This is a genomic window from Streptomyces sp. NPDC029152 (genome assembly GCF_055564355.1).
Window position 1 is genome coordinate 231,134 of the sequence record NZ_JBVHWR010000008.1, and the last position, 22,516, is coordinate 253,649.

General features: G+C 72.3%; 25 protein-coding genes and 1 riboswitch. Of the genes, 11 read left to right on the top strand and 14 right to left on the bottom strand.

From position 1 onward, the window contains the following. Window positions 1-5 precede the first annotated feature (5 nt). Complete coding sequence (locus tag ACZ4V6_RS19285; RefSeq protein WP_467828675.1) at window positions 6-1,190, top strand: glutathionylspermidine synthase family protein; 1,185 nt, start codon at window positions 6-8, stop codon at window positions 1,188-1,190. A gap of 172 nt (window positions 1,191-1,362) precedes the next feature. Further along, window positions 1,363-1,449, top strand: a riboswitch (ZMP/ZTP riboswitch). A gap of 29 nt (window positions 1,450-1,478) precedes the next feature. Next, window positions 1,479-2,924 (top strand): glycine hydroxymethyltransferase, encoded by a 1,446-nt coding sequence (locus ACZ4V6_RS19290; RefSeq protein WP_467828678.1) that lies wholly within the window; start codon window positions 1,479-1,481, stop codon window positions 2,922-2,924. A 14-nt stretch (window positions 2,925-2,938) separates the two neighbouring features. Here the strand turns inward: ACZ4V6_RS19290 and ACZ4V6_RS19295 are convergent, their stop codons facing one another. After that, window positions 2,939-3,598 (bottom strand): hypothetical protein, encoded by a 660-nt coding sequence (locus tag ACZ4V6_RS19295; RefSeq protein ID WP_467828681.1) that lies wholly within the window; start codon window positions 3,596-3,598, stop codon window positions 2,939-2,941. A gap of 111 nt (window positions 3,599-3,709) precedes the next feature. On the opposite strand from ACZ4V6_RS19295, the gene trpS reads away from it, so the two are divergent. Together trpS and ACZ4V6_RS19305 are read left to right on the top strand one after the other, a co-directional pair. Further along, the gene (trpS, locus tag ACZ4V6_RS19300; protein ID WP_467828684.1) at window positions 3,710-4,723 is read left to right on the top strand and encodes a tryptophan--tRNA ligase; all 1,014 of its coding nucleotides are present in this window, start codon (window positions 3,710-3,712) and stop codon (window positions 4,721-4,723) included. A gap of 172 nt (window positions 4,724-4,895) precedes the next feature. Further along, window positions 4,896-5,474 carry a 2'-5' RNA ligase family protein gene (locus ACZ4V6_RS19305; protein ID WP_467828687.1) on the top strand — a complete coding sequence of 193 codons (579 nt, stop codon included), beginning with the start codon at window positions 4,896-4,898 and terminating at the stop codon, window positions 5,472-5,474. Between the two features lie 10 nt (window positions 5,475-5,484). Here the strand turns inward: ACZ4V6_RS19305 and ACZ4V6_RS19310 are convergent, their stop codons facing one another. Both ACZ4V6_RS19310 and ACZ4V6_RS19315 read right to left on the bottom strand, forming a co-directional pair. Beyond that, window positions 5,485-6,240, bottom strand: coding sequence for a decaprenylphospho-beta-D-erythro-pentofuranosid-2-ulose 2-reductase (locus tag ACZ4V6_RS19310; protein ID WP_467828690.1), 756 nt, complete (start codon window positions 6,238-6,240; stop codon window positions 5,485-5,487). A 17-nt stretch (window positions 6,241-6,257) separates the two neighbouring features. Continuing rightward, the gene (locus tag ACZ4V6_RS19315; RefSeq protein ID WP_467828693.1) at window positions 6,258-7,607 is read right to left on the bottom strand and encodes an FAD-binding oxidoreductase; all 1,350 of its coding nucleotides are present in this window, start codon (window positions 7,605-7,607) and stop codon (window positions 6,258-6,260) included. Between the two features lie 133 nt (window positions 7,608-7,740). On the opposite strand from ACZ4V6_RS19315, the gene ACZ4V6_RS19320 reads away from it, so the two are divergent. Genes ACZ4V6_RS19320 through ACZ4V6_RS19335 form a run of 4 tightly spaced genes read left to right on the top strand, consistent with a single transcriptional unit; the run spans window position 7,741 to window position 10,554 of the window. After that, window positions 7,741-8,247, top strand: coding sequence for a phosphatase PAP2 family protein (locus ACZ4V6_RS19320; RefSeq protein WP_467828695.1), 507 nt, complete (start codon window positions 7,741-7,743; stop codon window positions 8,245-8,247). Then, window positions 8,244-9,194, top strand: coding sequence for a decaprenyl-phosphate phosphoribosyltransferase (locus tag ACZ4V6_RS19325; RefSeq protein WP_467828698.1), 951 nt, complete (start codon window positions 8,244-8,246; stop codon window positions 9,192-9,194). The genes ACZ4V6_RS19320 and ACZ4V6_RS19325 overlap by 4 nt, the downstream gene beginning before the upstream one ends. Beyond that, on the top strand, window positions 9,188-9,658 hold the full coding sequence (locus tag ACZ4V6_RS19330; RefSeq protein WP_467828700.1) for a GtrA family protein: 471 nt from the start codon (window positions 9,188-9,190) through the stop codon (window positions 9,656-9,658). The genes ACZ4V6_RS19325 and ACZ4V6_RS19330 overlap by 7 nt, the downstream gene beginning before the upstream one ends. Next, complete coding sequence (locus ACZ4V6_RS19335; RefSeq protein WP_467828701.1) at window positions 9,646-10,554, top strand: YihY/virulence factor BrkB family protein; 909 nt, start codon at window positions 9,646-9,648, stop codon at window positions 10,552-10,554. Before ACZ4V6_RS19330 ends, ACZ4V6_RS19335 begins: the two co-directional genes overlap by 13 nt. On the opposite strand, the gene ACZ4V6_RS19340 is transcribed toward ACZ4V6_RS19335, so the two are convergent. Continuing rightward, a complete protein-coding gene (locus tag ACZ4V6_RS19340; protein ID WP_467828703.1) occupies window positions 10,502-11,791 on the bottom strand; it encodes a D-alanyl-D-alanine carboxypeptidase family protein in 1,290 nt (429 codons plus the stop codon). The genes ACZ4V6_RS19335 and ACZ4V6_RS19340 overlap by 53 nt on opposite strands. A 91-nt stretch (window positions 11,792-11,882) precedes the next feature. On the opposite strand from ACZ4V6_RS19340, the gene ACZ4V6_RS19345 reads away from it, so the two are divergent. After that, a complete protein-coding gene (locus ACZ4V6_RS19345; RefSeq protein ID WP_467828705.1) occupies window positions 11,883-12,122 on the top strand; it encodes an SCO4848 family membrane protein in 240 nt (79 codons plus the stop codon). 36 nt (window positions 12,123-12,158) lie between these two features. Beyond that, window positions 12,159-13,457, top strand: a complete 1,299-nt coding sequence (locus ACZ4V6_RS19350) for a metallophosphoesterase (RefSeq protein WP_467828708.1) — start codon at window positions 12,159-12,161, stop codon at window positions 13,455-13,457. On the opposite strand, the gene ACZ4V6_RS19355 is transcribed toward ACZ4V6_RS19350, so the two are convergent. The 10 genes from ACZ4V6_RS19355 to ACZ4V6_RS19400 form a co-directional block, all read right to left on the bottom strand. Beyond that, a complete protein-coding gene (locus ACZ4V6_RS19355; RefSeq protein WP_467828711.1) occupies window positions 13,448-14,194 on the bottom strand; it encodes a TetR/AcrR family transcriptional regulator in 747 nt (248 codons plus the stop codon). The two genes, ACZ4V6_RS19350 and ACZ4V6_RS19355, sit on opposite strands and share 10 nt — an antisense overlap. Window positions 14,195-14,205: 11 nt before the next feature. Further along, entirely contained in the window at window positions 14,206-14,691 is a 486-nt protein-coding gene (locus ACZ4V6_RS19360) for a thiol-disulfide oxidoreductase DCC family protein (protein ID WP_467828714.1), read from the bottom strand. 4 nt (window positions 14,692-14,695) lie between these two features. Continuing rightward, window positions 14,696-15,103, bottom strand: coding sequence for a hypothetical protein (locus ACZ4V6_RS19365; RefSeq protein ID WP_467828717.1), 408 nt, complete (start codon window positions 15,101-15,103; stop codon window positions 14,696-14,698). A 109-nt stretch (window positions 15,104-15,212) separates the two neighbouring features. Next, complete coding sequence (locus tag ACZ4V6_RS19370) at window positions 15,213-15,623, bottom strand: VOC family protein (protein WP_467828720.1); 411 nt, start codon at window positions 15,621-15,623, stop codon at window positions 15,213-15,215. A 41-nt stretch (window positions 15,624-15,664) separates the two neighbouring features. Then, entirely contained in the window at window positions 15,665-16,285 is a 621-nt protein-coding gene (locus ACZ4V6_RS19375) for a Uma2 family endonuclease (RefSeq protein ID WP_467828722.1), read from the bottom strand. 165 nt (window positions 16,286-16,450) lie between these two features. Continuing rightward, a complete protein-coding gene (locus ACZ4V6_RS19380; RefSeq protein ID WP_403516664.1) occupies window positions 16,451-17,224 on the bottom strand; it encodes a succinate dehydrogenase iron-sulfur subunit in 774 nt (257 codons plus the stop codon). Next, window positions 17,224-18,978: a succinate dehydrogenase flavoprotein subunit gene (gene sdhA / locus ACZ4V6_RS19385; RefSeq protein WP_467828724.1), complete on the bottom strand. Its 1,755-nt coding sequence runs from the start codon at window positions 18,976-18,978 to the stop codon at window positions 17,224-17,226. The genes ACZ4V6_RS19380 and sdhA overlap by 1 nt, the downstream gene beginning before the upstream one ends. A gap of 19 nt (window positions 18,979-18,997) precedes the next feature. Further along, window positions 18,998-19,480: a succinate dehydrogenase hydrophobic membrane anchor subunit gene (locus ACZ4V6_RS19390; RefSeq protein ID WP_467828726.1), complete on the bottom strand. Its 483-nt coding sequence runs from the start codon at window positions 19,478-19,480 to the stop codon at window positions 18,998-19,000. Window positions 19,481-19,485: 5 nt separating this feature from the next. Further along, window positions 19,486-19,866, bottom strand: a complete 381-nt coding sequence (gene sdhC / locus ACZ4V6_RS19395) for a succinate dehydrogenase, cytochrome b556 subunit (RefSeq protein WP_467828728.1) — start codon at window positions 19,864-19,866, stop codon at window positions 19,486-19,488. A 262-nt stretch (window positions 19,867-20,128) separates the two neighbouring features. Continuing rightward, window positions 20,129-20,629, bottom strand: coding sequence for a 2-oxo-4-hydroxy-4-carboxy-5-ureidoimidazoline decarboxylase (locus ACZ4V6_RS19400; RefSeq protein WP_467828730.1), 501 nt, complete (start codon window positions 20,627-20,629; stop codon window positions 20,129-20,131). 224 nt (window positions 20,630-20,853) lie between these two features. Here ACZ4V6_RS19400 and ACZ4V6_RS19405 point away from each other — a divergent pair, with 224 nt between their 5' ends. Further along, window positions 20,854-22,482: a beta-N-acetylhexosaminidase gene (locus ACZ4V6_RS19405; RefSeq protein ID WP_467828732.1), complete on the top strand. Its 1,629-nt coding sequence runs from the start codon at window positions 20,854-20,856 to the stop codon at window positions 22,480-22,482. Window positions 22,483-22,516: the final 34 nt, after the last annotated feature.

Below are 22,516 nucleotides of genomic sequence, written 5' to 3' on the forward strand. Positions count from 1 at the left end.
CCGCGATGGAACGCCGCACCGTCGCCCCCCGCCCCGGCTGGCAGCAGACCGTCGAGGAACAGGGGCTCATCTACCCGCTCACCCGCTACCCCGACGGCTCCCTGCGCCCCTACTGGGACGAGAGCGCCTACTACGTCTTCCCTCTGGACGAGGTCGAGGCGCTGGAGGAGGTCGTCGAGGAGCTGCACCGCATGTGCCTGGCGGCGGCCGAGCACATCGTGACCGCCGGCCGCTTCACCGACCTCGGCATCACCGACCCGCGCGTCGTCCACGCGGTCACCGAGGCCTGGCGGCGGCGCGCCGAACTCCCCTCCGTCTACGCCCGCTTCGACCTGCGCTACGACGGAACGGGCCCGGCCAAGCTGCTGGAGTACAACGCCGACACCCCGACCTCCCTGGTCGAGGCGGCCTCCCCGCAGTGGTTCTGGATGGAGGAGCGCTTCCCCGGCGCCGACCAGTGGAACTCGCTGCACGAGCGTCTCGTCGACGCCTGGAAGAAGCAGGCCGCCCTCCTTCCGCCGGGCAGCCCCCTGTACTTCGCGCACTCCTCGGACGACGAGCTCGGCGAGGACCTGATGACGGTCGCCTACCTCAAGGAGACCGCCGAGCAGGCCGGCCTGGCCACCGACTGGATCTCGATGGAGGAGATCGGCTGGGACCGCCTGTCCGGCCGCTTCGTCGACAACAAGCTCCGCTTCATCCGCAGCATCTTCAAGCTCTACCCGTGGGAGTGGCTCACCACCGACCGCTTCGCCGGCCACGTCCTGGACACCCTCGACAACGGCGGCGGCACCGGAAGCACCCTGTGGATCGAGCCCGCCTGGAAGATGCTGCTCAGCAACAAGGCCCTCCTGGCGATCCTGTGGGAGCTGTACCCCGGCCACCCCAACCTCCTCCCGGCCCACCTGGACGGCCCGCGCGAGCTGGCCGGCACCACGGGCTGGGTCGCCAAGCCCCTCCTCGGCCGCGAGGGCGCCGGCGTCACGGTCCACGCCCCCGGCACCGACCCGGCACCCCGGGACGAACCCTGCTGCTACCAGGAACTGGCCCCCCTGCCCTCCTTCGACGGCAACCACGTCGTCCTGGGCGCCTGGGTCGTGGGGGACGAGGCGGCGGGCCTGGGCATCAGGGAGTCGTCGGGCCTGATCACGGACGAGTACGCCCGCTTCCTGCCCCACGTGATCCTCTAGGCGGACCCCGGGGCAGGCACCCCGAAGGGGCGCGGGGCCGTGACGTGTGCGGCTCCGCCGCGTGGACGCGACCGGTCACGGCGGGCGCCGCGCCCCGCGACGGACGGCGGCCACGCGGCCGCTCCCGCATCCCGGACGCCGAGGGCACCGGCAGAACACACCCGGTACCCTGGCCCCGGGCCGTGACTGGCGCGCAAGGATGGGATGAACCATCGGGAAGCGGTCCGAGCGACGAGTGCCGAGCGCCTGGGCCGACCTGAACGCTGATTCCCACGTCCGGAGGCCCCCGTGTCCGTAGACCTGACCCCCGAGTCCACCGCCTACCGCGCCGCCCTCGACGTCATCCGTGCGGTGGAGCCCCGCGTCGCCGACGCCATCGGCCAGGAGGTCGCCGACCAGCGCGAGATGCTCAAGCTGATCGCCTCCGAGAACTACGCGTCCCCGGCCACCCTGCTGACCATGGGCAACTGGTTCAGCGACAAGTACGCCGAGGGCACCGTCGGCCGCCGCTTCTACGCCGGCTGCCGCAACGTCGACACCGTCGAGTCCCTCGCCGCCGAGCACGCCCGCGAACTGTTCGGCGCCCGCCACGCCTACGTCCAGCCGCACTCCGGCATCGACGCCAACCTGGTCGCCTTCTGGGCCGTCCTCGCCGACCGCGTCGAGGTGCCCTTCCTGGAGAAGACCGGCGCCCGCCAGATCAACGACCTCTCCGAGGCCGACTGGGCCGAGCTGCGCCACGCCTTCGGCAACCAGCGCATGCTCGGCATGTCCCTCGACGCGGGTGGCCACCTCACCCACGGCTTCCGCCCGAACATCTCCGGCAAGATGTTCGACCAGCGTTCCTACGGCACCGACCCCGCGACCGGCCTGATCGACTACGAGGCCCTGCGCGCCCAGGCCCGCGAGTTCAAGCCGCTGATCATCGTCGCCGGCTACTCCGCCTACCCCCGCCTGGTGAACTTCCGGATCATGCGCGAGATCGCCGACGAGGTCGGCGCGACCCTCATGGTCGACATGGCGCACTTCGCCGGCCTGGTCGCGGGCAAGGTCCTCACCGGCGACTTCGACCCGGTCCCGCACGCCCAGATCGTCACCACGACGACCCACAAGTCGCTGCGCGGCCCGCGCGGCGGCATGGTGCTGTGCGACGACTCCCTCAAGGACCAGGTCGACCGCGGCTGCCCGATGGTCCTCGGCGGCCCGCTCCCGCACGTCATGGCCGCGAAGGCGGTCGCGCTGGCGGAGGCCCGGCAGGAGTCCTTCCGCGACTACGCCCAGCGCATCGTCGACAACTCCCGCGCGCTCGCCGAGGGCCTGGTGCGCCGCGGCGCCACCCTGGTCACGGGCGGCACGGACAACCACCTGAACCTGATCGACGTCGCCTCCTCCTACGGCCTCACCGGCCGCCAGGCCGAGCAGGCCCTGCTGGACTCCGGCATCGTCACCAACCGCAACGCCATCCCGGCCGACCCCAACGGCGCCTGGTACACCTCCGGCATCCGCATCGGCACCCCGGCGCTGACCACGCGTGGCCTCGGCACCGCCGAGATGGACGAGGTGGCGGGCCTCATCGACCGCGTCCTGACGGCCGCCGAGCCCGGCACCACCAAGTCGGGCGCCCCCTCCAAGGCGTCCCACGTCCTGGACGGGAAGATCGCCGACGAGATCTCCCGCCGCGCGACGGACCTGGTCGCCGGCTTCCCGCTGTACCCGGAGATCGACCTGGGCTGAGCGGCCGGCGGCGTTCAGAGGTCGATCAGCTCCTGACGCGGCTCGCCGCGCGGCGGTCCGGCACCGTGCCGGGCCGCCGCGCGGCGTACCAGCAGGGTCGCGGCGACCCCCGCCGCGAGCCCCGCGGCGCCCCACCGCACTCCGTCCCACGGTCCGCCGTCACCGCCGTCATCGGCGTCGGCGGGCTCCTCGCCGAGGAATCCCTCGGCGGCCAGCCGGTCGTACACCCGCCGCGGGGCCCGGCGCCAGCGGATGTCGTCGTCCGCGATGTCCGGCGCGGGGTCCGTACGCACCCACGGGGTGCCGTCCTCGGCCACCAGCAACTGGTCCTGGCGCAGCATCGCCACGTCACCGCCGGGCGCCCGCCGCGTCTGCGGCCAGCCCCCCACCCCCGTCACCCCCCACAGGACGGTGAGCCGCACGGGGGGCGCACCGCCCGCCGTCCAGGACCCGGGGACCCGCTCCGTGTCCGGGTGATCCTGCTCCAGCAGGTCCCGCAGCCGGTCGAAGTCGGGCTCCCCGGCGTGCCAGGACGCGGTACGCCCGGTGCCGGACCACACGACCACCGCCACGTCGGGCTGGTCGAGCGGCGCGCTCTTCGCCGCCGCGGCCCCCGGACCGCCCCCGAGCAGCACCGCCGCCGCCGCGGCCACCGCACACACCAGCCGTCGCATGACGCCCCCTCCCGCCCCGTCCTCCCTTGTTACACCACCGCGGCCGGCCGGGAACACCTCCGTACCGGACCAGTGCCCGACCGCCCGCCCCGGCCTGAGAGAATGGCTGGCATGGTGAATGACCGTCCCCGCGTGCTCTCCGGTATCCAGCCGACCTCCGGCTCGTTCCACCTCGGCAACTACCTCGGCGCCGTCCGCCAGTGGGTCGACATGCAGAACACCCACGACGCGTTCTACATGGTCGTCGACCTGCACGCGATCACGGTCCCGCAGGACCCGAAGGTGCTCCGGGAGAACACCCGGGTCGCCGCCGCCCAGCTCCTCGCGGCCGGCCTCGACCCGGAGCGCTGCACGCTGTTCGTGCAGAGCCACGTGCCCGAGCACGCCCAGCTCGGCTGGCTGATGAACTGCATCACGGGCTTCGGCGAGGCCTCCCGGATGACCCAGTTCAAGGACAAGTCCGCCAAGCAGGGCAGCGACCGCACCACTGTCGGCCTGTTCACGTACCCGATGCTGATGGTCGCCGACATCCTGCTCTACCAGGCCGACCAGGTCCCCGTCGGCGAGGACCAGCGCCAGCACCTCGAGCTGACCCGCGACCTCGCCGACCGGTTCAACCAGACCTACGGCGACACCTTCACCGTGCCGAGCGCGTACATCCTCAAGGAGACGGCGAAGATCTACGACCTCCAGGACCCGACCGCCAAGATGAGCAAGTCGGCGGCCACCCCGAAGGGCCTGATCAACCTGCTCGACGAGCCGAAGGTCACCGCGAAGAAGGTCAAGAGCGCGGTCACCGACACCGACACGGTGATCCGCTTCGACCGTGAGCTCAAGCCCGGCGTCAGCAACCTGCTGACGATCCACTCCACGCTCACCGGCACGTCGATCCCCGAGTTGGAGCAGCGGTACGAGGGCAAGGGCTACGGCGCGCTGAAGACGGACCTCGCCGAGATCATGGTCGAGTTCGTGTCGCCCTTCCGGGAGCGCACCCAGCAGTACCTGGACGACCCCGAGACCCTCGACGCGGTGCTGGCCAAGGGTGCGGAGAAGGCCCGTTCCGTGGCCGCGGAGACCCTCGCCCGCGCCTACGACGGCATGGGGTTCCTGCCCGCCAAGCACTGACCGGCGGTACCGCACCGAGCGCCCGGCACGCCGCCGTAGCGCTGCACATCACTCCGGTTGCGCCTGCCCGGGGCGGGGCCGTGGCCGTACAGTCGATAACCGGGTGGCCGCATCGGCGGCCACCGCCGCGCGCCGGTGGGCGGCGGCACCGACAGAACGACAGGGAGACGACGTGGGGACCGTAACGATCGGCGTGTCGATCGCGGTCCCGGAGCCTCACGGCAGCCGGCTTCAGCAGCTGCGCGCGGGCTTCGGCGACGCCGCGGCGCACGGCATCCCCACGCACGTCACGCTGCTGCCGCCGACCGAGATCGACGGCGCGGCGCTGCCCGCCGTCGAGTCGCACCTGGCGGAGGTGGCGGCCCGCGGCCGGCCCTTCCCGATGCGGCTGTCCGGCACCGGGACCTTCCGCCCGCTGTCGCCCGTGGTCTTCGTCCAGGTCGTCGAGGGCGCCGCGGCCTGCTCCTGGCTCCAGAAGCGGATCCGTGACTCCTCCGGGCCGGTCCCGCGCGAACTGCAGTTCCCGTACCACCCGCACGTCACCGTCGCGCACGGCATCGACGAGGCCGCGATGGACCGCGCCTACGAGGAGCTGGCCGACTACGAGGCCCAGTGGCCCTGCACCGGCTTCGCGCTCTACGAGCAGGGTTCCGACGGGGTGTGGCGCAAGCTGCGCGAGTTCCCCTTCGGCAGCGCGGTCGTCCCCCCGCAGGCGGGCCGCGTGGAGAGCGGCACCCTGCCGGCCCGCTAGCGCACGGCCACTACACCGGCAGCCGCCGGAACAGCGGTCGCGGCAGGTGCCGCAGCGCCGACATCACCACCCGCAGCGCGCCCGGCACCCACACCGTCTCCGAGCGGCGCCGCAGCCCCAGCTCGATGGCCGACGCGACCGCCTCGGGCGTCGTGGCGAGCGGCGCCTCCTCCATCCCGGCGGTCATCCGCGACCGCACGAAGCCGGGACGTACGACCATGACGTGCACGCCCGTGCCGTGCAGCGCGTCGCCGAGGCCCTGCGCGAAGGCGTCCAGGCCGGCCTTGCTGGAGCCGTAGATGAAGTTGGCCCGGCGGGCCCGCTCCCCGGCCACGGACGACAGCACCACCAGCGAGCCGTGCCCCTGCGCCTGCAGCGCGCGGGCGCTGACCAGGCCGGCCGAGACCGCGCCGGTGTAGTTCGTCTGCGCGACCCGCACGGCGTTCAGCGGCGCGCGCTCGTCGTGCGCCTGGTCGCCGAGGATGCCGAACGCGAGCAGCACCAGATCGATGTCGCCCTCGGCGAACACCTTGCCCAGCGCCTCCTCGTGGGACTCGGGATCCAGCGCGTCGAAGGCGACGGTGCGCACCTCGGCGCCCAGCCCGCGCAGCTGTCCGGCCGCCGCGTCCAGCGCGGGGGAGGGGCGGCCGGCCAGCCACACGGTGCGGGTGCGGCGGGCGACCAGCCGGCGCGCGGTGGCCAGCGCGATCTCGGACGTACCGCCGAGGACGAGAAGGGACTGGGGGAGGCCGAAGGCGTCCTTCACGACAGCTCCAGGAGGGGTCACAGGGCGAGGCGCCGGGACAGGTCGGACGTGAACACCCCGCGCGGGTCCAGCTCCGCGCGCAGCGCGCGGAAGTCGTCCAGGCGCGGGTACATCGCGGCGAGCAGCTCGGGCCGCAGCCGGGAGTCCTTGGCGAGGTAGACCCGGCCGCCGGCCGCGGCGACCTCCTCGTCGAGCTCGTCGAGGAAGGCGCCGAGCCCCGGCAGCCCGGCCGGGACGTCCAGCGCGAGGGTCCAGCCGGGCACCGGGAACGACAGCCAGCCCGGGTCGGCCTCGCCGAAGCGCTTGAGGACGGCCAGGAAGGAGGGGCAGCGGTGCGCGGAGATGCGCCGCACGATCCGGTGCAGGGTCTCCTCCCGGCCGTGACCGACGACGAACTGGTACTGCACGAAGCCGCCGCGGCCGTAGATCCGGTTCCAGTGGGGCACCCCGTCCAGCGGGTGGAAGAACGTGGAGATCCGCTGGAGCTGCCCGCGCCGCGCACGGGGGGCCTTGCGGTACCAGAACGCGTTGAACAGGCCCACGCTCGTCCGGCTGAGCAGTCCCTCCGGCAGGAAGGCGGGGGCCGCCGGCAGGCGGGAGGCGCGGAAGACCAGCGGTTCGCGCCGGGCACGGGCCGGCAGCGCGTCCAGCGGGGCGTGGTCACCGCGGGTCAGGACCGCGCGGCCGGTCGCCCTGCCGCGCGCCAGCAGGTCGATCCAGGCGACCGAGTAGCGGTAGCGGTGGTCGGTGGCCGTCAGGCGGGCCATGAGGTCGTCGAGGTCGGCGGCGCGCTCGGTGTCGACCGACATCAGCGCGGTCTCGACCGGCTGGAGCCGCACGGTCGCGGTGAGGATCACCCCGGTCAGGCCCATGCCGCCGGCGGTGGCGTCGAACAGCGGCGTGCCCCGCTCCACCGTGCGGACCCCGCCGTCGGCGGTGAGCAGTTCCAGGGACGGCACGTGCCGGGCGAAGGACCCGGACACGTGGTGGTTCTTGCCGTGGATGTCGGCGCCGATCGCCCCGCCGACCGTCACGTAGCGGGTGCCGGGCGTCACCGGCACGAACCAGCCGAGCGGCAGCAGGACCTCCATCAGCCGGTGCAGGGAGACGCCCGCGTCGCACAGCACGGTGCCGCCGTCGACGTCGACGGCGTGGATGCGGTCCAGGCCCGTCATGTCGAGCACGGCACCGCCCGCGTTCTGCGCCGCGTCGCCGTACGCCCGGCCCAGCCCCCGCGGGATGCCGCCGCGGGCCCCGCAGTCCCGGACCGCCGCCGCGGCCTCCTCGTACGTCCGCGGACGGACCAGACGGGCCGCGGTGGGCGCCGTGCGGCCCCAGCCGGTGACGGGAACGGTGTCGGCAGACATGCCGGCGACCGTATCCCCCCGGTGTGACCGATCAGTTCCGTAACATCCCGTCCCTCCCCGAAACGGGTGATTAATGGTATGTCGCTCGATCATGCCGGACTTACCGCGCCTCCGCGGTGAACAGTGAGTCCACATGGACGACCTCGACGACATGGACCACCGGATCGTGACGGCGCTCAGAGCCTGCGGCACGGACCCGCGCGTGGCCGGTGCCGCGCGCGCCCTGTCCTGGGCCGGGGAGCACGGAACGCTGTGGCTCGCGGCGGGCCTCGCCGCAGCCGCCGTGGACGGCCCGCGACGCGCGGTCTGGCTGCGCGGCACCGCGCTCACCGCGGGCGCGCACCTGGCCAGCATGGGGCTGAAACGGGTCGTGCGCCGTCCCCGCCCCGCGCACGTCCAGCCCCTGGTGCGCACCGCGGGCCGGCACTCCTTCCCCAGCTCCCACGCCACCTCCGCCGCGGCCGCCGCCGTCGTCTTCGGCGCGCTCGGCGTGCGCGCGGCCTGGCCGCTGGCCGCCGCGGTGTGCGTGTCCCGGCTGGTCGTCGGCGTCCACTACCCGTCCGACGTGGCGGCGGGGGCGGCCCTCGGCGCGCTCACGGCCCGGCTCGGCGCCGACTGGATGCGGGGAGGGACCCGGTGACCGACACGGCCGTCCTGCGGCAGCGCTCGTCCGAACAGCCCCCGCAGTCCGCCCCGCCCCGCAGCGGCGGCCTCGCGGGCGGCCTGCTCAGGACCGCGCGCCCCCGCCAGTGGATCAAGAACGTCCTGGTCGTCGCCGCCCCGGCCGCCGCCGGCGAGCTGTTCTCCCGGCACGCCCTGGCACAACTCGTCCTCGTCTTCCTCCTGTTCACGGCCTGCGCCGCCGCCGTCTACCTCGTCAACGACGCCCGCGACGCCGAGGCCGACCGCGCCCACCCGGTCAAGCGCCACCGCCCCGTCGCCGCCGGACAGGTCCCGGTGCCGGCCGCCTACGCCGCCGGGGGCGTCCTGGGCGTCCTCGCGCCCGCCCTCGCGGCCTGGCTGTGCCCCCCGCCCGTCGCCGCCCTGCTGGCCGCCTACCTCGTGATGCAACTGGCGTACTGCGTCAGCCTCAAGCACGTCCTGGTCGTCGACCTCGCCGTCGTCACCACCGGCTTCCTGATGCGGGCCGTGATCGGCGGGCTCGCGCTGGGCATCCCGCTGTCGCGCTGGTTCCTCATCACCACCGGCTTCGGCGCCCTGTTCATGGTCTCCGCCAAGCGCTACAGCGAAGCCGTGCAGATGGCGGACAAGGCGGGCGCCACCCGCGCGCTGCTCACCGAGTACACCACCGGCTACCTCCGCTTCGTCTGGCAGCTCGCGGCCGGCGTCGCCGTCCTCGGCTACTGCATGTGGGCCATGGAGGAGGGCGGCGTCCCGCACACCAGCGTGCTGCCCTGGCGGCAGCTGTCCATGGTCGCCTTCATCCTCGCCGTCCTGCGCTACGCCGTCTTCGCCGACCGCGGCACCGCCGGCGAACCCGAGGACGTCGTCCTGCGCGACCGGGCCCTCGCGCTGATCGGCGCGGTGTGGGTGGCGATGTACGGCCTGGCGGTGGCCAATTGGTAGCAGCCCGGCGCGAACTGGTGGGCTTCGCCTGTGCCGGGCTGCTCGCCTACGCCGTCGACCTCGGTCTCTTCACCGTGCTGCGCGGCCCCGCCGGACTCGGCCCGCTCACCGCCAAGTCCCTGTCCTTCGTCGCCGGCTGCTCCGTGGCCTACGCGGGCAACGCGCTGGGCACCTACCGGCACACCCGCCCCCGCGGCCTGCGCCCGTACGCCGTGTTCTTCGCGGTGAACGTCGCCGGCGCCGCCGTGCAGCTGCTGTGCCTGGCCGTCAGCCACTACGGCCTCGGCCTCACCTCGCAGCGCGCCGACACCGTCTCGGGGGCGGGAATCGGCATGGCGCTGGCCACCATCCTGCGTTTCTGGGGCACAAGGACACTGGTCTTCCGCTCCGGGAGGACGACCGGCCGCGGGCCGGGACCGTGGACCGGGACGACCGGGGGCAGAGTCGGATCATGGACTGGCTGAAGAGGCTCCCCGTGGTGGGGCCGTGGATCGCACGGCTGACGACCACGCACGCGTGGCGGTCGTACGAGCGGCTGGACCGGGTCACGTGGACACGGCTGGCCGCCGCGATGACGTTCACCAGTTTCGTCGCGCTCTTCCCGCTGCTCAGCCTCTCCGCCTCCGTCGCCGCCGCCCTGCTCAGCGAGGGCCGGCAGAAAGAACTCCAGGACAAGATCGCCGAGCAGGTGCCGGGCATCTCCGACCAGCTGGACATCCAGGGCCTGATCGACAACGCCGGCACCGTCGGCCTCATCTCCGGCCTCCTGCTGCTGTTCACCGGCATGAGCTGGGTCGACGCCACCCGGGGCTGTCTGCGCGCCGTGTGGGAGCTGCCGGACGAGGAGGAGAACCCGGTCCTGCGCCGGGGCAAGGACGCGGGCATCCTCGTCGGACTCGGCGGCGCGCTCCTGGCCACCGTCGCCATCTCCACCGTCGCCTCGGCGCTGGTCGGCTGGATCATCCGCCACCTCGGCATCGCCGAGGGCGGCTTCGGCGGCGTCCTGCTGCACATCGCCGCCTTCGCCGTCGCCGTCCTCGCCGACTTCCTGCTCCTGCTGTACGTGCTGACCCTGCTGCCCGGGGTCCATCCCGCCCGCCGCCGTCTGCTGGTCGCGGCGCTGATCGGCGCGGTCGGCTTCGAACTGCTCAAACTGCTGCTGAGCGGCTACATGCAGGGCGTCGCCGCGAAGAGCATGTACGGCGCCTTCGGCGTCCCCGTCGCCCTGCTGCTGTGGATCAACTTCACCTCGAAGCTGGTGCTGTTCTGCGCGGCCTGGACGGCCACGGGCAGCAAGGCCGAGGAACTCACGGACGGGACCGGCGGCGCACCAGCTCCGGCAGCGGCCAGCGACGGTTGACCAGGAACGCGCCGCCCGCGAGCAGCACCAGCACCCCGGCGGCGATGCCGGCCGCGACGCCGACACCGGTGGAGCCGTCCGCGGCCGGGGCGCCCGCCACCGGCTTCGTCCCCGCGGCGCCCTTCCCCTCACCGCCCCCGGCCTGACCCGAGGCGTCGGTCCCCGGGCTCGCCGGCACCGCGCTCCTCGGCGGCACCAGCTCGCCCACCGGCCTCACCTTGCCGGCCGCCTGGAACCCCCAGTCGAACAGCCGGGCGGTCTCCTTGTAGACCTCGTTGTGCTCGTTCTTCGCCGGGTTCATGACGGTGACGAGCAGCACCCTGCCGTTCCGCTCGGCGACACCGGTGAAGGTGGCGCCCGCGTTGGTGGTGTTGCCGTTCTTCACACCGGCGATGCCGGGGTAGACGTCTATGTCGGAGTCGCCCCGCAGCAGGCGGTTGGTGTTCTGGATCTCGAAGGACTCACGGGACGTCCTGCCCTTCTTGTCCTTGGTGGTCTCGCCCGGGAACTTCGCGCGGACCGTAGAGGCGTACTCGCGGAAGTCCTTCTTCTGCAGCCCCGAGCGGGCGAACAGCGTCAGGTCGTACGCGGAGGAGACCTGGCGCGGCGCGTCGTAGCCGTCGGGGCTGACCACGGTCGTGTCGAGGGCCTGCAGCTCCTCGGCGTGCTCGTTCATCTCCGCCACGGTCTTGTCGACCCCGCCGTTCATCGCCGACAGCACGTGCACCGCGTCGTTGCCGGACATCAGGAAGACGCCGCGCCACAGGTCCTCCACCGTGTACGTCTCCTCCTCCTTGACGCCGACCAGGCTGGACCCGGCGCCGACGCCCGCGAGGTCGGACACCGCCACCTTGTGCCGCGCGGTCTTCGGCCACTTCGGCAGCAGCGTGTCGGCGAACAGCATCTTCAGGGTGCTCGCCGGGGCCAGGCGCCAGTGCGCGTTGTGCGCGGCGAGCACCTCGCCGGACTCGGCGTCGGCCACGATCCAGGAGCGGGCGGTGAGGTCCTTGGGCAGGACGGGCGCCCCGCCCGCGAGATCGACCTGCGTCCCGGGCCGCCCGAGCCGCGTGCCGCCCACGGACGACATCGTCGCCGGGGGCGTGGCCGACGGGCTCGCCGAGGGACTGGCCGAGGGGCCCGGGGCCGCGAGAGCGGCGGGCGCGAGGAGGACGAGCGAGGTCAGGGCGGCGGCGGTGACCGGCAGGGGACGCCGGACGGTCTTCTTGGATGCGGGCACGAGCGAGAACGTACCGCCCGGCGGCGGAGTGCTCCCACCCCGCTCCCCACCCCGGACACGGAACCGGACGGGCGGCGGCGATACTGGATTCATGAAGCTCAGCCGCCCCGTCTCCTGGTTCCTGCTCGCCTTCGGGGTGTGGAGCTGGATCATCTGGATCACTTTCGTCAAAAACCTGGTCAAGGACGGCAGCGGGCTGGCCTTCGAGGACGGCGACCCCACGGCGTACTTCTGGGTGCACCTGCTGCTCGCCGTCGTCTCCTTCCTCTTGGGGACGGCCGTCGGGGTCATCGGGTTGCGCGGACTGCGCGCACTGCGCCGAACGTCATAACGTCACGCAGGTCACAACCTAGGGGGATCCGACGCCATGGTGGTCGTCTTCGCGCTCGTCGTACTGGCCGTGGTGGGCGTCCTGGTGACGGCCAACTGGTACGTGTGGCGGCGCCTGTTCCGCGACACGACCCGTGGGCCCGGCACCGCGCGCCGCGTCGGCGCCCTGGTGATCGCCGGGGGCTGGGCGCTGGCCGTCGGCGCGCTGGTCGCCGAGCGCACGGGCGCCCCCTTCCGGCTCCAGCGCGTCCTGGCCTGGCCGGGCTTCCTGTGGCTGGCGCTCTCGGTCTACCTGCTGCTGGCGGTGCTGGCGGGCGAGGCCGTACGGCCGCTGCTGCGCCGGTTCCTGGAGCGGCGGGCGGCCGCGCGGCCGGCGGAGCCGGAAGAGCCGCGCGTCCCGGCCGAGGAGCCCGAGCGCACGACGGCGGGGACCGCGACCCAGGGCACGCCCCCCGCCCCTCCCGAGCCCTCCGCCGCGTCCGGCGCCACGCCCCCGAGCCCCCTCGCCGTCCCCTCGCGCCGCCTGTTCGTCTCCCGCGTCGTCGCCGGCGCCGCGGCCGCGGCGGCCGTCGGGACGGTCGGGTACGGCACGTACGGCGTGCTGCGCGGCCCGAAGGTGAAGCGGGTCACCGTGCCGCTGGCCAAGCTGCCGCGCGCCGCCCACGGCTTCCGCATAGCCGTGGTCAGCGACATCCACCTCGGCCCGGTGCTCGGCCGGGGCTTCGCGCAGACGGTCGTCGACACGGTCAACTCCACGCAGCCCGACCTCATCGCCGTCGTCGGCGACCTGGTGGACGGCAGCGTGAAGGACCTCGGCCCGGCGGCGGCCCCGCTCGCGCAGCTGCGGGCCCGGCACGGCGCGTACTTCGTCACCGGCAACCACGAGTACTTCTCCGGCGCCGAGCAGTGGGTCGCCGAGGTACGGCGGCTCGGCCTGCTCCCGCTGGAGAACGCCCGCACCGAGCTGCCCCACTTCGACCTGGCCGGCGTCAACGACGTGGCGGGCGAGGACGAGGGCCAGGGCCCCGACTACGCCCGTGCCCTCGGCGACCGGGACCGCTCCCGCGCCTGCGTGCTGCTCGCCCACCAGCCGGTGCAGATCCACGACGCCGTCGACCACGGCGTCGACCTCCAGCTCTCCGGCCACACCCACGGCGGCCAGCTCTGGCCCGGCAACCTGATCGCGGGTGCCGCCAACCCGACGCTGGCGGGCCTGGAGCGCTACGGCGACACCCAGCTGTACGTCAGCCGGGGCGCGGGCGCCTGGGGTCCGCCCACCCGGGTGGGGGCGCCGTCGGACATCACGGTGATCGAGCTGGCGTCCCGTCAGGCCTGACCGGCGGTCCTCCCGGCCGCCGGGTCGGGCAGCGCCCGGGTCATCCCCGGCAGGAAGTCCGTGAACAGCTCGTGCACCTCGCGCACCAGCGGGCGCAGCACCCGGAACCGGGCCAGCGCGACACCCCGGGCGGTGAGCCGGGCGCCGCGCTCGGCGAGCCGGTAGCTGCGCTCGCGGCCCGGGGTGCGGTCGAACACCCAGTACAGGACCAGCCCCATCTGGGAGAGCCACATCAGCTCGGGGAGGATGTCCCGCAGTTCCTCGGGCACCTTGGTCTTCGCGCCGGCCAGCACCGCGCGGTGGACGCTGACGGCCTCCACGCGCGCGTGCTCCGACTCCGGGGAGAAGGGGCTGAGCGGGCTGTCCGGGTCGGCGGCGTTCTTGAAGAACTGCACCGCGAACTCGTGGTACGGCGTCGCGATGTCCAGCCACACCTTCAGCACGCCCGCGAGCCGCGCTTCCAGGTCGGTCTCCCGCGCCAGGACCTCGCGGACCGCCGCCTGGTGCTCGGCGGCGATCCGGTCGTAGAAGCCCTGGATCAGGTGCTCCTTGCCGGCGAAGTAGTAGTAGGCGTTGCCGACGGAGACGCCGGCCTCCTGGGCGATGGCCCGCATGGTCGTCCGGTCGTAACCGCGTTCCTGGAACAGCCGCATGGCCGTCTCCAGGATCAGCGCGCGGGTCTGCTCGGACTTGCTGAGGGGGGCACCGTCGTCGGGGCCGTCGTTCTTCGCAGGCACAGGACGAGAGCCTAACGAGTGGCGCAGGCGCCGTCGTCGCAGCCCGGCCCGGTGTACAGCCAGCCGAGCCCCGGCTCGTAGACCCAGCCGTCCGCGCGGCGGTACCCGTTGCCGCCCCACCGCTGCTGTCCGGCCCGCCACCTGGCGGCGGCCAGGACGGCGCCCCGGGCCAGCCGGGCCCCGGCGGGCGTGCTGAGCCGGTGGGCGAGCCTGCGGTACTTGCGCAGCGCCCACAGGACGACGATCCAGGCGGCGGCGCCCCGGTAGACCTGTCCGGCGTCGCCGACGGCGGTGACCTCGTCGAGGGAGGCGCCGTGGTCGAGCCCGGGGAAGCGCAGCCGGGCCTCGTCCGACCCCGCCGGGAGCAGTTCCAGCGGCACCAGCCGGGGCTGCCGCAGCAGCCAGTCCCGCACGTGGGTGCACAGGGAGCACTCGGCGTCGTAGAGGACGGTGAGCCGGCGCACGGGGGCGCCGGCCGCCCCGGGAGCGGGAGCCATCGGCTCAGGCCCCGGCCGTCGGGGCCACCCAGCCCTGCGGCGGGACCGGCGGCACCTGCTCCCGCTCCATCATGCCGCGCCGCCGGATCCTGTTGAGCACGTACACGTTGCCGAGGTGCATCACGCCGAGCACCAGCAGCACCACGCCCAGCTTGGTCGACAGCGCCTCGAAGACGCCGCGGGTGTCGGTGATCGTCTCGTCGCCGCTCAGGTACAGGGCGACGAAGCCGAGGTTGACGAGGTAGAAGCCGACCACCAGGAGGTGGTTGACGGCGTCGGCGAGCTTCTCGTTGCCGTGCAGGACGTCGGCGAGGAAGACCCGGCCGTTGCGGCTGAGCGTGCGGGCCACCCAGACGGTCAGACCGATGCTGACGACCAGGTAGATGACGTAGGCGATGACGGTGCGGTCCATGCCCCACCCCTTCTTGAACGCGTTCAAAACGCTGACGGGAGTGACTGTAGACCTGCTTTTGAACGTGTTCAACTCAAGGGCGGAGTGGCCCGCGTCACGCGACCGGCGGCTACGGGCGCCGGCCCAGCTCGGGCCGCTTGGAGTAGTCCGTGAGGCCGATGACGTTGCCCCAGGGGTCGGCGAACTCGACGGTCCAGCCGGTGGCGACGGGGAACGGCTCGTCGAGCGGCGTGATGCCCGCCTCGCCCAGCGCCCGGGCCGCCGTGCGGGCGTCGGGAACCTCCAGCCACACCCGCGCGGAGGGCCACGGCGGCGGGCGCCGCCCGAACTCCTCCTCGGCCCGCAGCAGGACGCCCGGCGTCTCTCCGCCGACCTTCAGCAGCGCGATCCCGGCCTCGTCGAGCCGGAAGGCCACCGGGAAGCCGGCCCGCTCGTAGAACCCGACGGCCTCGCCGAGGTCACCGACGGGCAGCAGCACGTTGTCGAACCCGAGCAGTTCGTACGACTCGTCATCTGACATGGAGTCAGGCTAGGACGGTCATCGCCCGGAGCGGCTGATTGTCAGCCCTCGTCGGGCGCGCTCTTCGGCCGTCCGGCGGCAAGGATCCCGGCGACGTCCAGGGTGACCTCGGCACCGAGGGAGTCGGGCAGGGTGACGGTCTCACCGGGGGAGTGGACGCGGTGGGTGGAGTAATCGGCACAGTCGGGGTCGGTCAGGACGTGGAGGCGCTGGTGCTTGCGGTCGACGATCACGTACACGGGGACCATGGCGGCGGCGTAGGCGGTGACCTTGGCCTTCAGGTCGTTCTTCCAGTTGCTGGAGGTGACCTCCAGGACGAGGCGGAAGCAGACCGGGTCGTAGCAGTTGTTCTCGACGAGGTGGTCGTCGACGTCGGCGTCCACGATCGCCAGGTCCGGAATCGCGTAGTCCTCGGCGTCGGTGGGCAGCCAGAGACCGATGCCCTGGTGTACTTCGGTTTCGCCGTCATCAAGGCCTGCCGCGATGAACGGGCGCATGAGTTTGGTGAGGGCCCGCGAGTGCGGAACGTCCGGTGGCGGGGTCACGAGGAGCTGGCCTCCGATGATCTCGACGCGGTAGCCCGGGAGCCGGTCCATGAGGCGGTTCGCCTCCGCGATCAGCGGAAGTTCGCCGTGGGGCAGCTCGACGGATGCTGCGGACATCGCGTGCCTCCTAGGGGCTGGTGTCGAGAGCATCATCGTAGGCCGGACCGGGCCCGCGGGGCCCTTCATCGCCCCTTCACCCCATCGTGTGGCATATGCCAGAGGGCCCCGCTTCCAGGGGAAACGGGGCCCTCACGGACGTGAGGCGGCGTCAGCCGGCGGACGTCAGAAGCGGCGCGTGATCAGCGCCCGCTTCACCTCCGCGATCGCCTTGGTGACCTCGATGCCGCGCGGGCAGGCGTCCGTGCAGTTGAAGGTCGTGCGGCAGCGCCAGACGCCGTCGCGGTCGTTGAGGATCTCCAGCCGCTGCTCCCCGGCCTCGTCGCGCGAGTCGAAGATGAAGCGGTGGGCGTTCACGATCGCGGCCGGGCCGAAGTACTGCCCGTCGTTCCAGAACACCGGGCACGAGGACGTGCAGGCGGCGCACAGGATGCACTTCGTGGTGTCGTCGAAGCGCTCGCGGTCCTCGGCGGACTGCAGACGCTCGCGCGTCGGCTCGTTGGTGTCCTTCGTGATCAGGAAGGGCATCACGTCCCGGTACGCCTGGAAGAACGGCTCCATGTCGACCACGAGGTCCTTCAGGACCGTCAGGCCCTTGATGGGCTCGACCGTGATCGGCTTCTCGGGGTTGATGTCCTTGATCAGCGTCTTGCAGGCCAGCCGGTTCTTGCCGTTGATCCGCATGGCGTCGGACCCGCAGATGCCGTGGGCGCAGGAACGGCGGAAGGTCAGCGTGCCGTCCAGGTCCCACTTGATCTTGTGAAGGGCGTCGAGGACGCGCTCCTTCGGGTCGATCTCCAGCTGGAAGTCCTGCCAGGTCGCCTCCGCCGAGACCTCCGGGTTGAACCGGCGGACCCGCACGGTGACGGTGATGTAGGGGGAGTCGGCGAAACCGGGCTCGGGGGCCTTGTCGCTCTTCTCCATGACAGGGGTAGCCATCAGTACTTACGCTCCATCGGCTGGTAGCGGGTCTGGACGACCGGCTTGTAGTCCAGACGGATGGACTCGGTGCCGTCGTCGCCCACCTCGCGGTACGCCATGGTGTGGCGCATGAAGTTGACGTCGTCGCGGTTGGGGTAGTCCTCGCGGTAGTGACCGCCGCGGGACTCCTTGCGGGCGAGCGCGGAGACCGCCATGACCTCGGCCAGGTCGAGCAGGTTGCCCAGCTCGACGGCCTCCAGCAGGTCGGTGTTGAACCGGCGGCCCTTGTCCTGGATGGCCACGTTCTTGTACCGCTCGCGCAGCTCGCCGATCTTCTCGACGGCCGTCTTGATCGTCTGCTCGGTGCGGAACACCATGACGTTGGCGTCCATGGTCTCCTGCAGCTCGCGGCGCAGCGTCGACACCCGCTCGGAGCCGGTGGAGGTGCGCAGCCGCTCGATCTGCTCGACGACCAGGGACTCCGGGTTCTCCGGCAGCTCGACGAAGTCCGCCTTCTGCGCGTACTCCGCGGCGGCGATGCCGGCCCGCTTGCCGAAGACGTTGATGTCCAGCAGCGAGTTGGTGCCCAGGCGGTTGGCGCCGTGCACGGACACGCAGGCGACCTCGCCGGCCGCGTACAGGCCCGGCACGACGGTGGTGTTGTCCGCGAGGACCTCACCCTGGACGTTGGTCGGGATGCCGCCCATGGCGTAGTGCGCGGTGGGCTGGATCGGGATCGGGTCCGTGTAGGGCTCGATGCCGAGGTAGGTCCGCGCGAACTCCGTGATGTCGGGCAGCTTGGCGTCCAGCTGCTCCGGCGGGAGGTGGGTGAGGTCCAGGTAGACGTGGTCGCCCTCGGGACCGCAGCCGCGGCCCTCGCGGATCTCCGTGTAGATGGAGCGCGAGACGACGTCACGGGACGCGAGGTCCTTCATGACCGGCGCGTACTTCTCCATGAAGCGCTCGCCGTCCTTGTTGCGGAGGATGCCGCCCTCACCGCGGGCGCCCTCCGTCAGCAGGATGCCCATGCGCCAGATGCCGGTCGGGTGGAACTGGAAGAACTCCATGTCCTCCAGCGGCAGCCCGCGCCGGTACACGGCGGCCTGGCCGTCACCGGTCAGCGTGTGCGCGTTCGACGTCACCTTGAAGAACTTGCCGGTGCCGCCGGAGGCGTAGATCACGGCCTTCGCCTGGAAGATGTGGATCTCGCCGGTCGCCAGCTCGTACGCCACCACGCCGGCCGACTTCTTGACGCCGTCGACCTCGGTGATGAGCTGGTCCAGGACGTAGAACTCGTTGAAGAACTCCACGCCCTCCTTGACGCAGTTCTGGTACAGCGTCTGGAGGATCATGTGGCCGGTGCGGTCGGCCGCGTAGCAGGAGCGGCGGACCGGGGCCTCGCCGTGGTTGCGGGAGTGACCGCCGAAGCGGCGCTGGTCGATGGTGCCGTTCGGCGTCCGGTTGAACGGCAGGCCCATCTTCTCCAGGTCGAGGACCGAGTCGATGGCCTCCTTCGCCAGGATCTCGGCGGCGTCCTGGTCGACCAGGTAGTCACCGCCCTTGACCGTGTCGAAGGTGTGCCACTCCCAGTTGTCCTCCTCTACGTTGGCCAGCGCGGCGGCCATGCCGCCCTGCGCGGCGCCCGTGTGGGAGCGGGTGGGGTAGAGCTTCGTCAGGACGGCGGTGCGGCTGCGCTTGGTCGACTCGATGGCCGCGCGCATGCCGGCGCCACCGGCGCCGACGATGACGGTGTCGTACTTGTGGATCTTCATGATTCTCGCAGCCCCGTGCCTAGCGGATGTTCGGGTCGAAGGTGAAGATCACCAGCGTGCCCAGCAGGATGGTGAACACCGTGGCGGTGTAGAGCAGGCCCTTGAGCCACAGCCGGGTGTTCGCGCGCTCCGCGTAGTCGTTGATGACCGTGCGCAGGCCGTTGCAGCCGTGCAGCATCGCGAGCCAGAGCATCAGCAGGTCCCAGACCTGCCAGAACGGCGAGGCCCAGCGGCCGGCCACGAAGGCGAAGCCGATCTTCGAGACGCCGCCGTCCAGCACGAGCTGGATGAGCAGGTGCCCGAGGACCAGGACGACCAGCACCACGCCGGACAGGCGCATGAACAGCCAGCCGTACAGCTCGAAGTTGCCGCGCGTGGACTTCGGGGTCTTCTTGGTCCGGACGCGGGGGGCTTCGATCAGCGGTGCCGGGTTGTCGACCGTGTAGACGGAGGCGCCCTCGACGGGGCCGATCCCGGAAGCGGTGGATTCAGAGGTGGACATGCGCGTCAGCTCCCGAACAGTTCACGAGCGGCGTGGCCGAGGACGGGGTAGATCGCCCCGAGCATCAGCACGACCCAGACGGCGACGACGGTCCAGAGCATCTGCTTCTGGTAGCGGGCGCCCTTGATCCAGAAGTCGACGGCGATGACACGCAGACCGTTGAGCGCGTGGAACAGGATGGCGGCGACGAGGCCGTACTCCAGCAGCGCGACGATCGGGTTCTTGTACGTGGCCACGACGTTGTCGTAGGCCTCGGGGGACACGCGGACGAGCGCGGTGTCCAGCACGTGGACGAACAGGAAGAAGAAGATGAGGACGCCGGTGACTCGGTGAGCCACCCAGGACCACATTCCTTCCCGGCCGCGGTACAGCGTTCCAGCCGGCACGGAAATTTCCTCCGGGAGCGGGGATTGGGGCCGCGCCGGCTTTCCTTGTCGGTCGGGCCCGGCCGGGTACGGTCCACCGGCCCCCAGCATGGTAGCGACGTGTGCCTGTGGTGCTTACGGGGGGCCTGCCTATGTGATCAAAGTTGCACTCAAAGGAGCAGTCGGCCGACTGCGGACGGCTACCGGAGTGACATGGTTTGCCCGGTTCGCCGGGTGCGGGGCGCCCGCTGTCGCCCGCGACCGTGCGGCGCGGCCGCCGTCCTCACGGCCCCGTGCCCCCGAAGACGCCGGTCAGCCGCGTCCTCGCCAGGCGCCGGAGCTCTTCGGCCGCCACCAGCCGTTCCTCGTCCGGATCGTTCGTCAATCGTGACCGGATGGCCGCCAGCACGTGGTCCAGCGCCTCGTTCGGCGGCATGCCGTCCAGGCAGATGGCGAACGCGTGTCCGAAGCGGCTCTCGTAGGCCGCCGTCGCCGCGCTCAGGGCCGTGTGGGCCACCGCGTACGTGTCCTCCGGCAGGGCGGGCAGGGCCTCCGCCGCCAGCGCCTCCGCCAGGTCCCGCGGGGTCAGGTCGTACGCCGCCTCGTCGGCCGCCGCCCATAGTGCCGGCAGGTCCGGGTAGGGGCGGTGGGAGGCGAGGAGCCGGGCCCAGCGGCGGCTGTTCAGGCAGGTGAGCAGGGTCCGGGCGGCTTCGTCGGCGGGGGCGGCGTTGAAGAGCTCCAGCGGGGAGCCGGCGGCCGGCGCGACGCGGGTTTGCGTCGGCACCGGTATGGCGACTCGTCCGGGGAGGTCTGGGAGACGGTGCACAGGCAGCGTGGGTCCTTGTGGGCGTCACGTGTGTGTCGGCAGGGGATTGTGCGAGAGATGTGGCGACACGTTATCGAGCGAGGGCACCGCGTGTCCGTACGCTGCCCGAATTTCACCCGAACGGGAGAGTTTCGGAACATGTGGTGGACGCGTTGTGAAGCCCGCGGACTTAGGTTGGCGATGTGAGCCAGCACGGACGCCGGACACCGGCACGCAAGGTGAGGCAGCGAGCGGTGATCGCCGGCGCGGCGGTCGCGGCGCTCGGCGTGGGAGCCGGCCTGTGGGCCGCCGACGGCGGCGGAACCGGCGGGCCCGCCGGTTCCGCGGCGCGGCCCTCGGACGAGGCGGCCGCCCCCTCCGCCCCGCCCAGCCCCAGCCGCTCCTACGCCCTGTCCCGGGCGCCGCGGACCATACCGGCCGTACGGCAGCACACCCCGGCCCGCGGCCCCGGCTGGCGGCCCGCCCCCGGCCACCGGGTCGTCGTCGCCGACGCGTCCCTCGCCGACGAGGGGCGTCTGGTGGCCGGCGAGCTGGGGATGGCGTACGCCGGCGAGAAGGACGACGCGCGCGCCGGGGACCTGCGGCTGGAGGTCGGAACCGACAAGGGCGCGAACCCCGAGTCGTACACCATGACCGTGCGCGACGGCCGCGTCACCGTCAGCGGGCCGGCCGAGGCGGGCGTCTTCTACGGCACCCGCACCCTGAAGCAGGCGGTGGACGGCGGCGGCACCGCGCCGGAGGGGGTGGTGGAGGACGAGCCGGCCAAGCCCAAGCGGGGCTTCATGCTCGACATCGCCCGCAAGCACTACGACGCCGACTGGATCAAGGACCGGGTCCGCGAGCTGGGCGACCTGAAGTACAACGAGCTGGGGCTGCACTTCTCCGACGACCAGGCCTTCCGCATCGAGTCCGACTCGCACCCGGAGATCGTCTCCCAGGACCACCTGACCAAGGCCGAGGTCAAGGAGATCACCGACCTCGCCGCCTCCCGGCACATCACCGTCGTCCCCGAGATCGACTCGCCGGGACACCTCGGCGCGGTGATCGCCGCCCACCCCGACCTCCAGCTGCGCAACGCCCGGGGCACGGCCACGCGCGGCGCCATCGACATCTCCAAGCCCCAGGCCGCCGAGATCGTCGACGACCTGCTGGACGAGTACGCCGAGCTCTTCCCCGGCTCCCAGTTCCACCTGGGCGCCGACGAGTACCAGGCGCTCGTCGTGCCGGACCCCGAGGCGTCCTACCCGACGCTGGCCGCCGCCGCCCGCGACGCCTACGGTCCCGGCGGCACCGTCGCCGACCTCACCACCGGCTGGCTCAACGGCCGTGCCAAGACCGTCCTGGCCCACGACCGCACCCCGCGCGCCTGGAACGACGGCTTCTTCAAGGACACCTCCGTCGAGCCCCTGAAGGACATCAAGGTCGCCTACTGGACCGGCAAGGAGATCGGCGCCCGGAAGCCCGCGGAGTACCTGAGCGCGGGGCGCGAGGTCCTCAACTACAACGACGAGTTCCTCTACTACGTGCTCGGGGAGCCGCAGACCTTCGTCTACCCGACCGGCGAGCGCATCTACGAGCAGTGGACCCCGCGCGTCCTGCGGGGCACCACGGCCGTCGACGCGAAGTACGACGACCAGATCCTCGGCGGCAGCTTCGCGGTCTGGGGCGACATCCCGAACGCCCAGACCCAGGCCCAGGTCGCCGCCGGCATCCGGCTGCCGCTGGCGGCGACGGTCCAGAAGCTGTGGGACCCGGACGAGCCCGAGCTGTCCTGGGCCGACTTCAAGACGCTGGCCGACCGGCTCGACTGACCGGGGCGCGGACCGGCCGCGCCGTGTTGCCCGA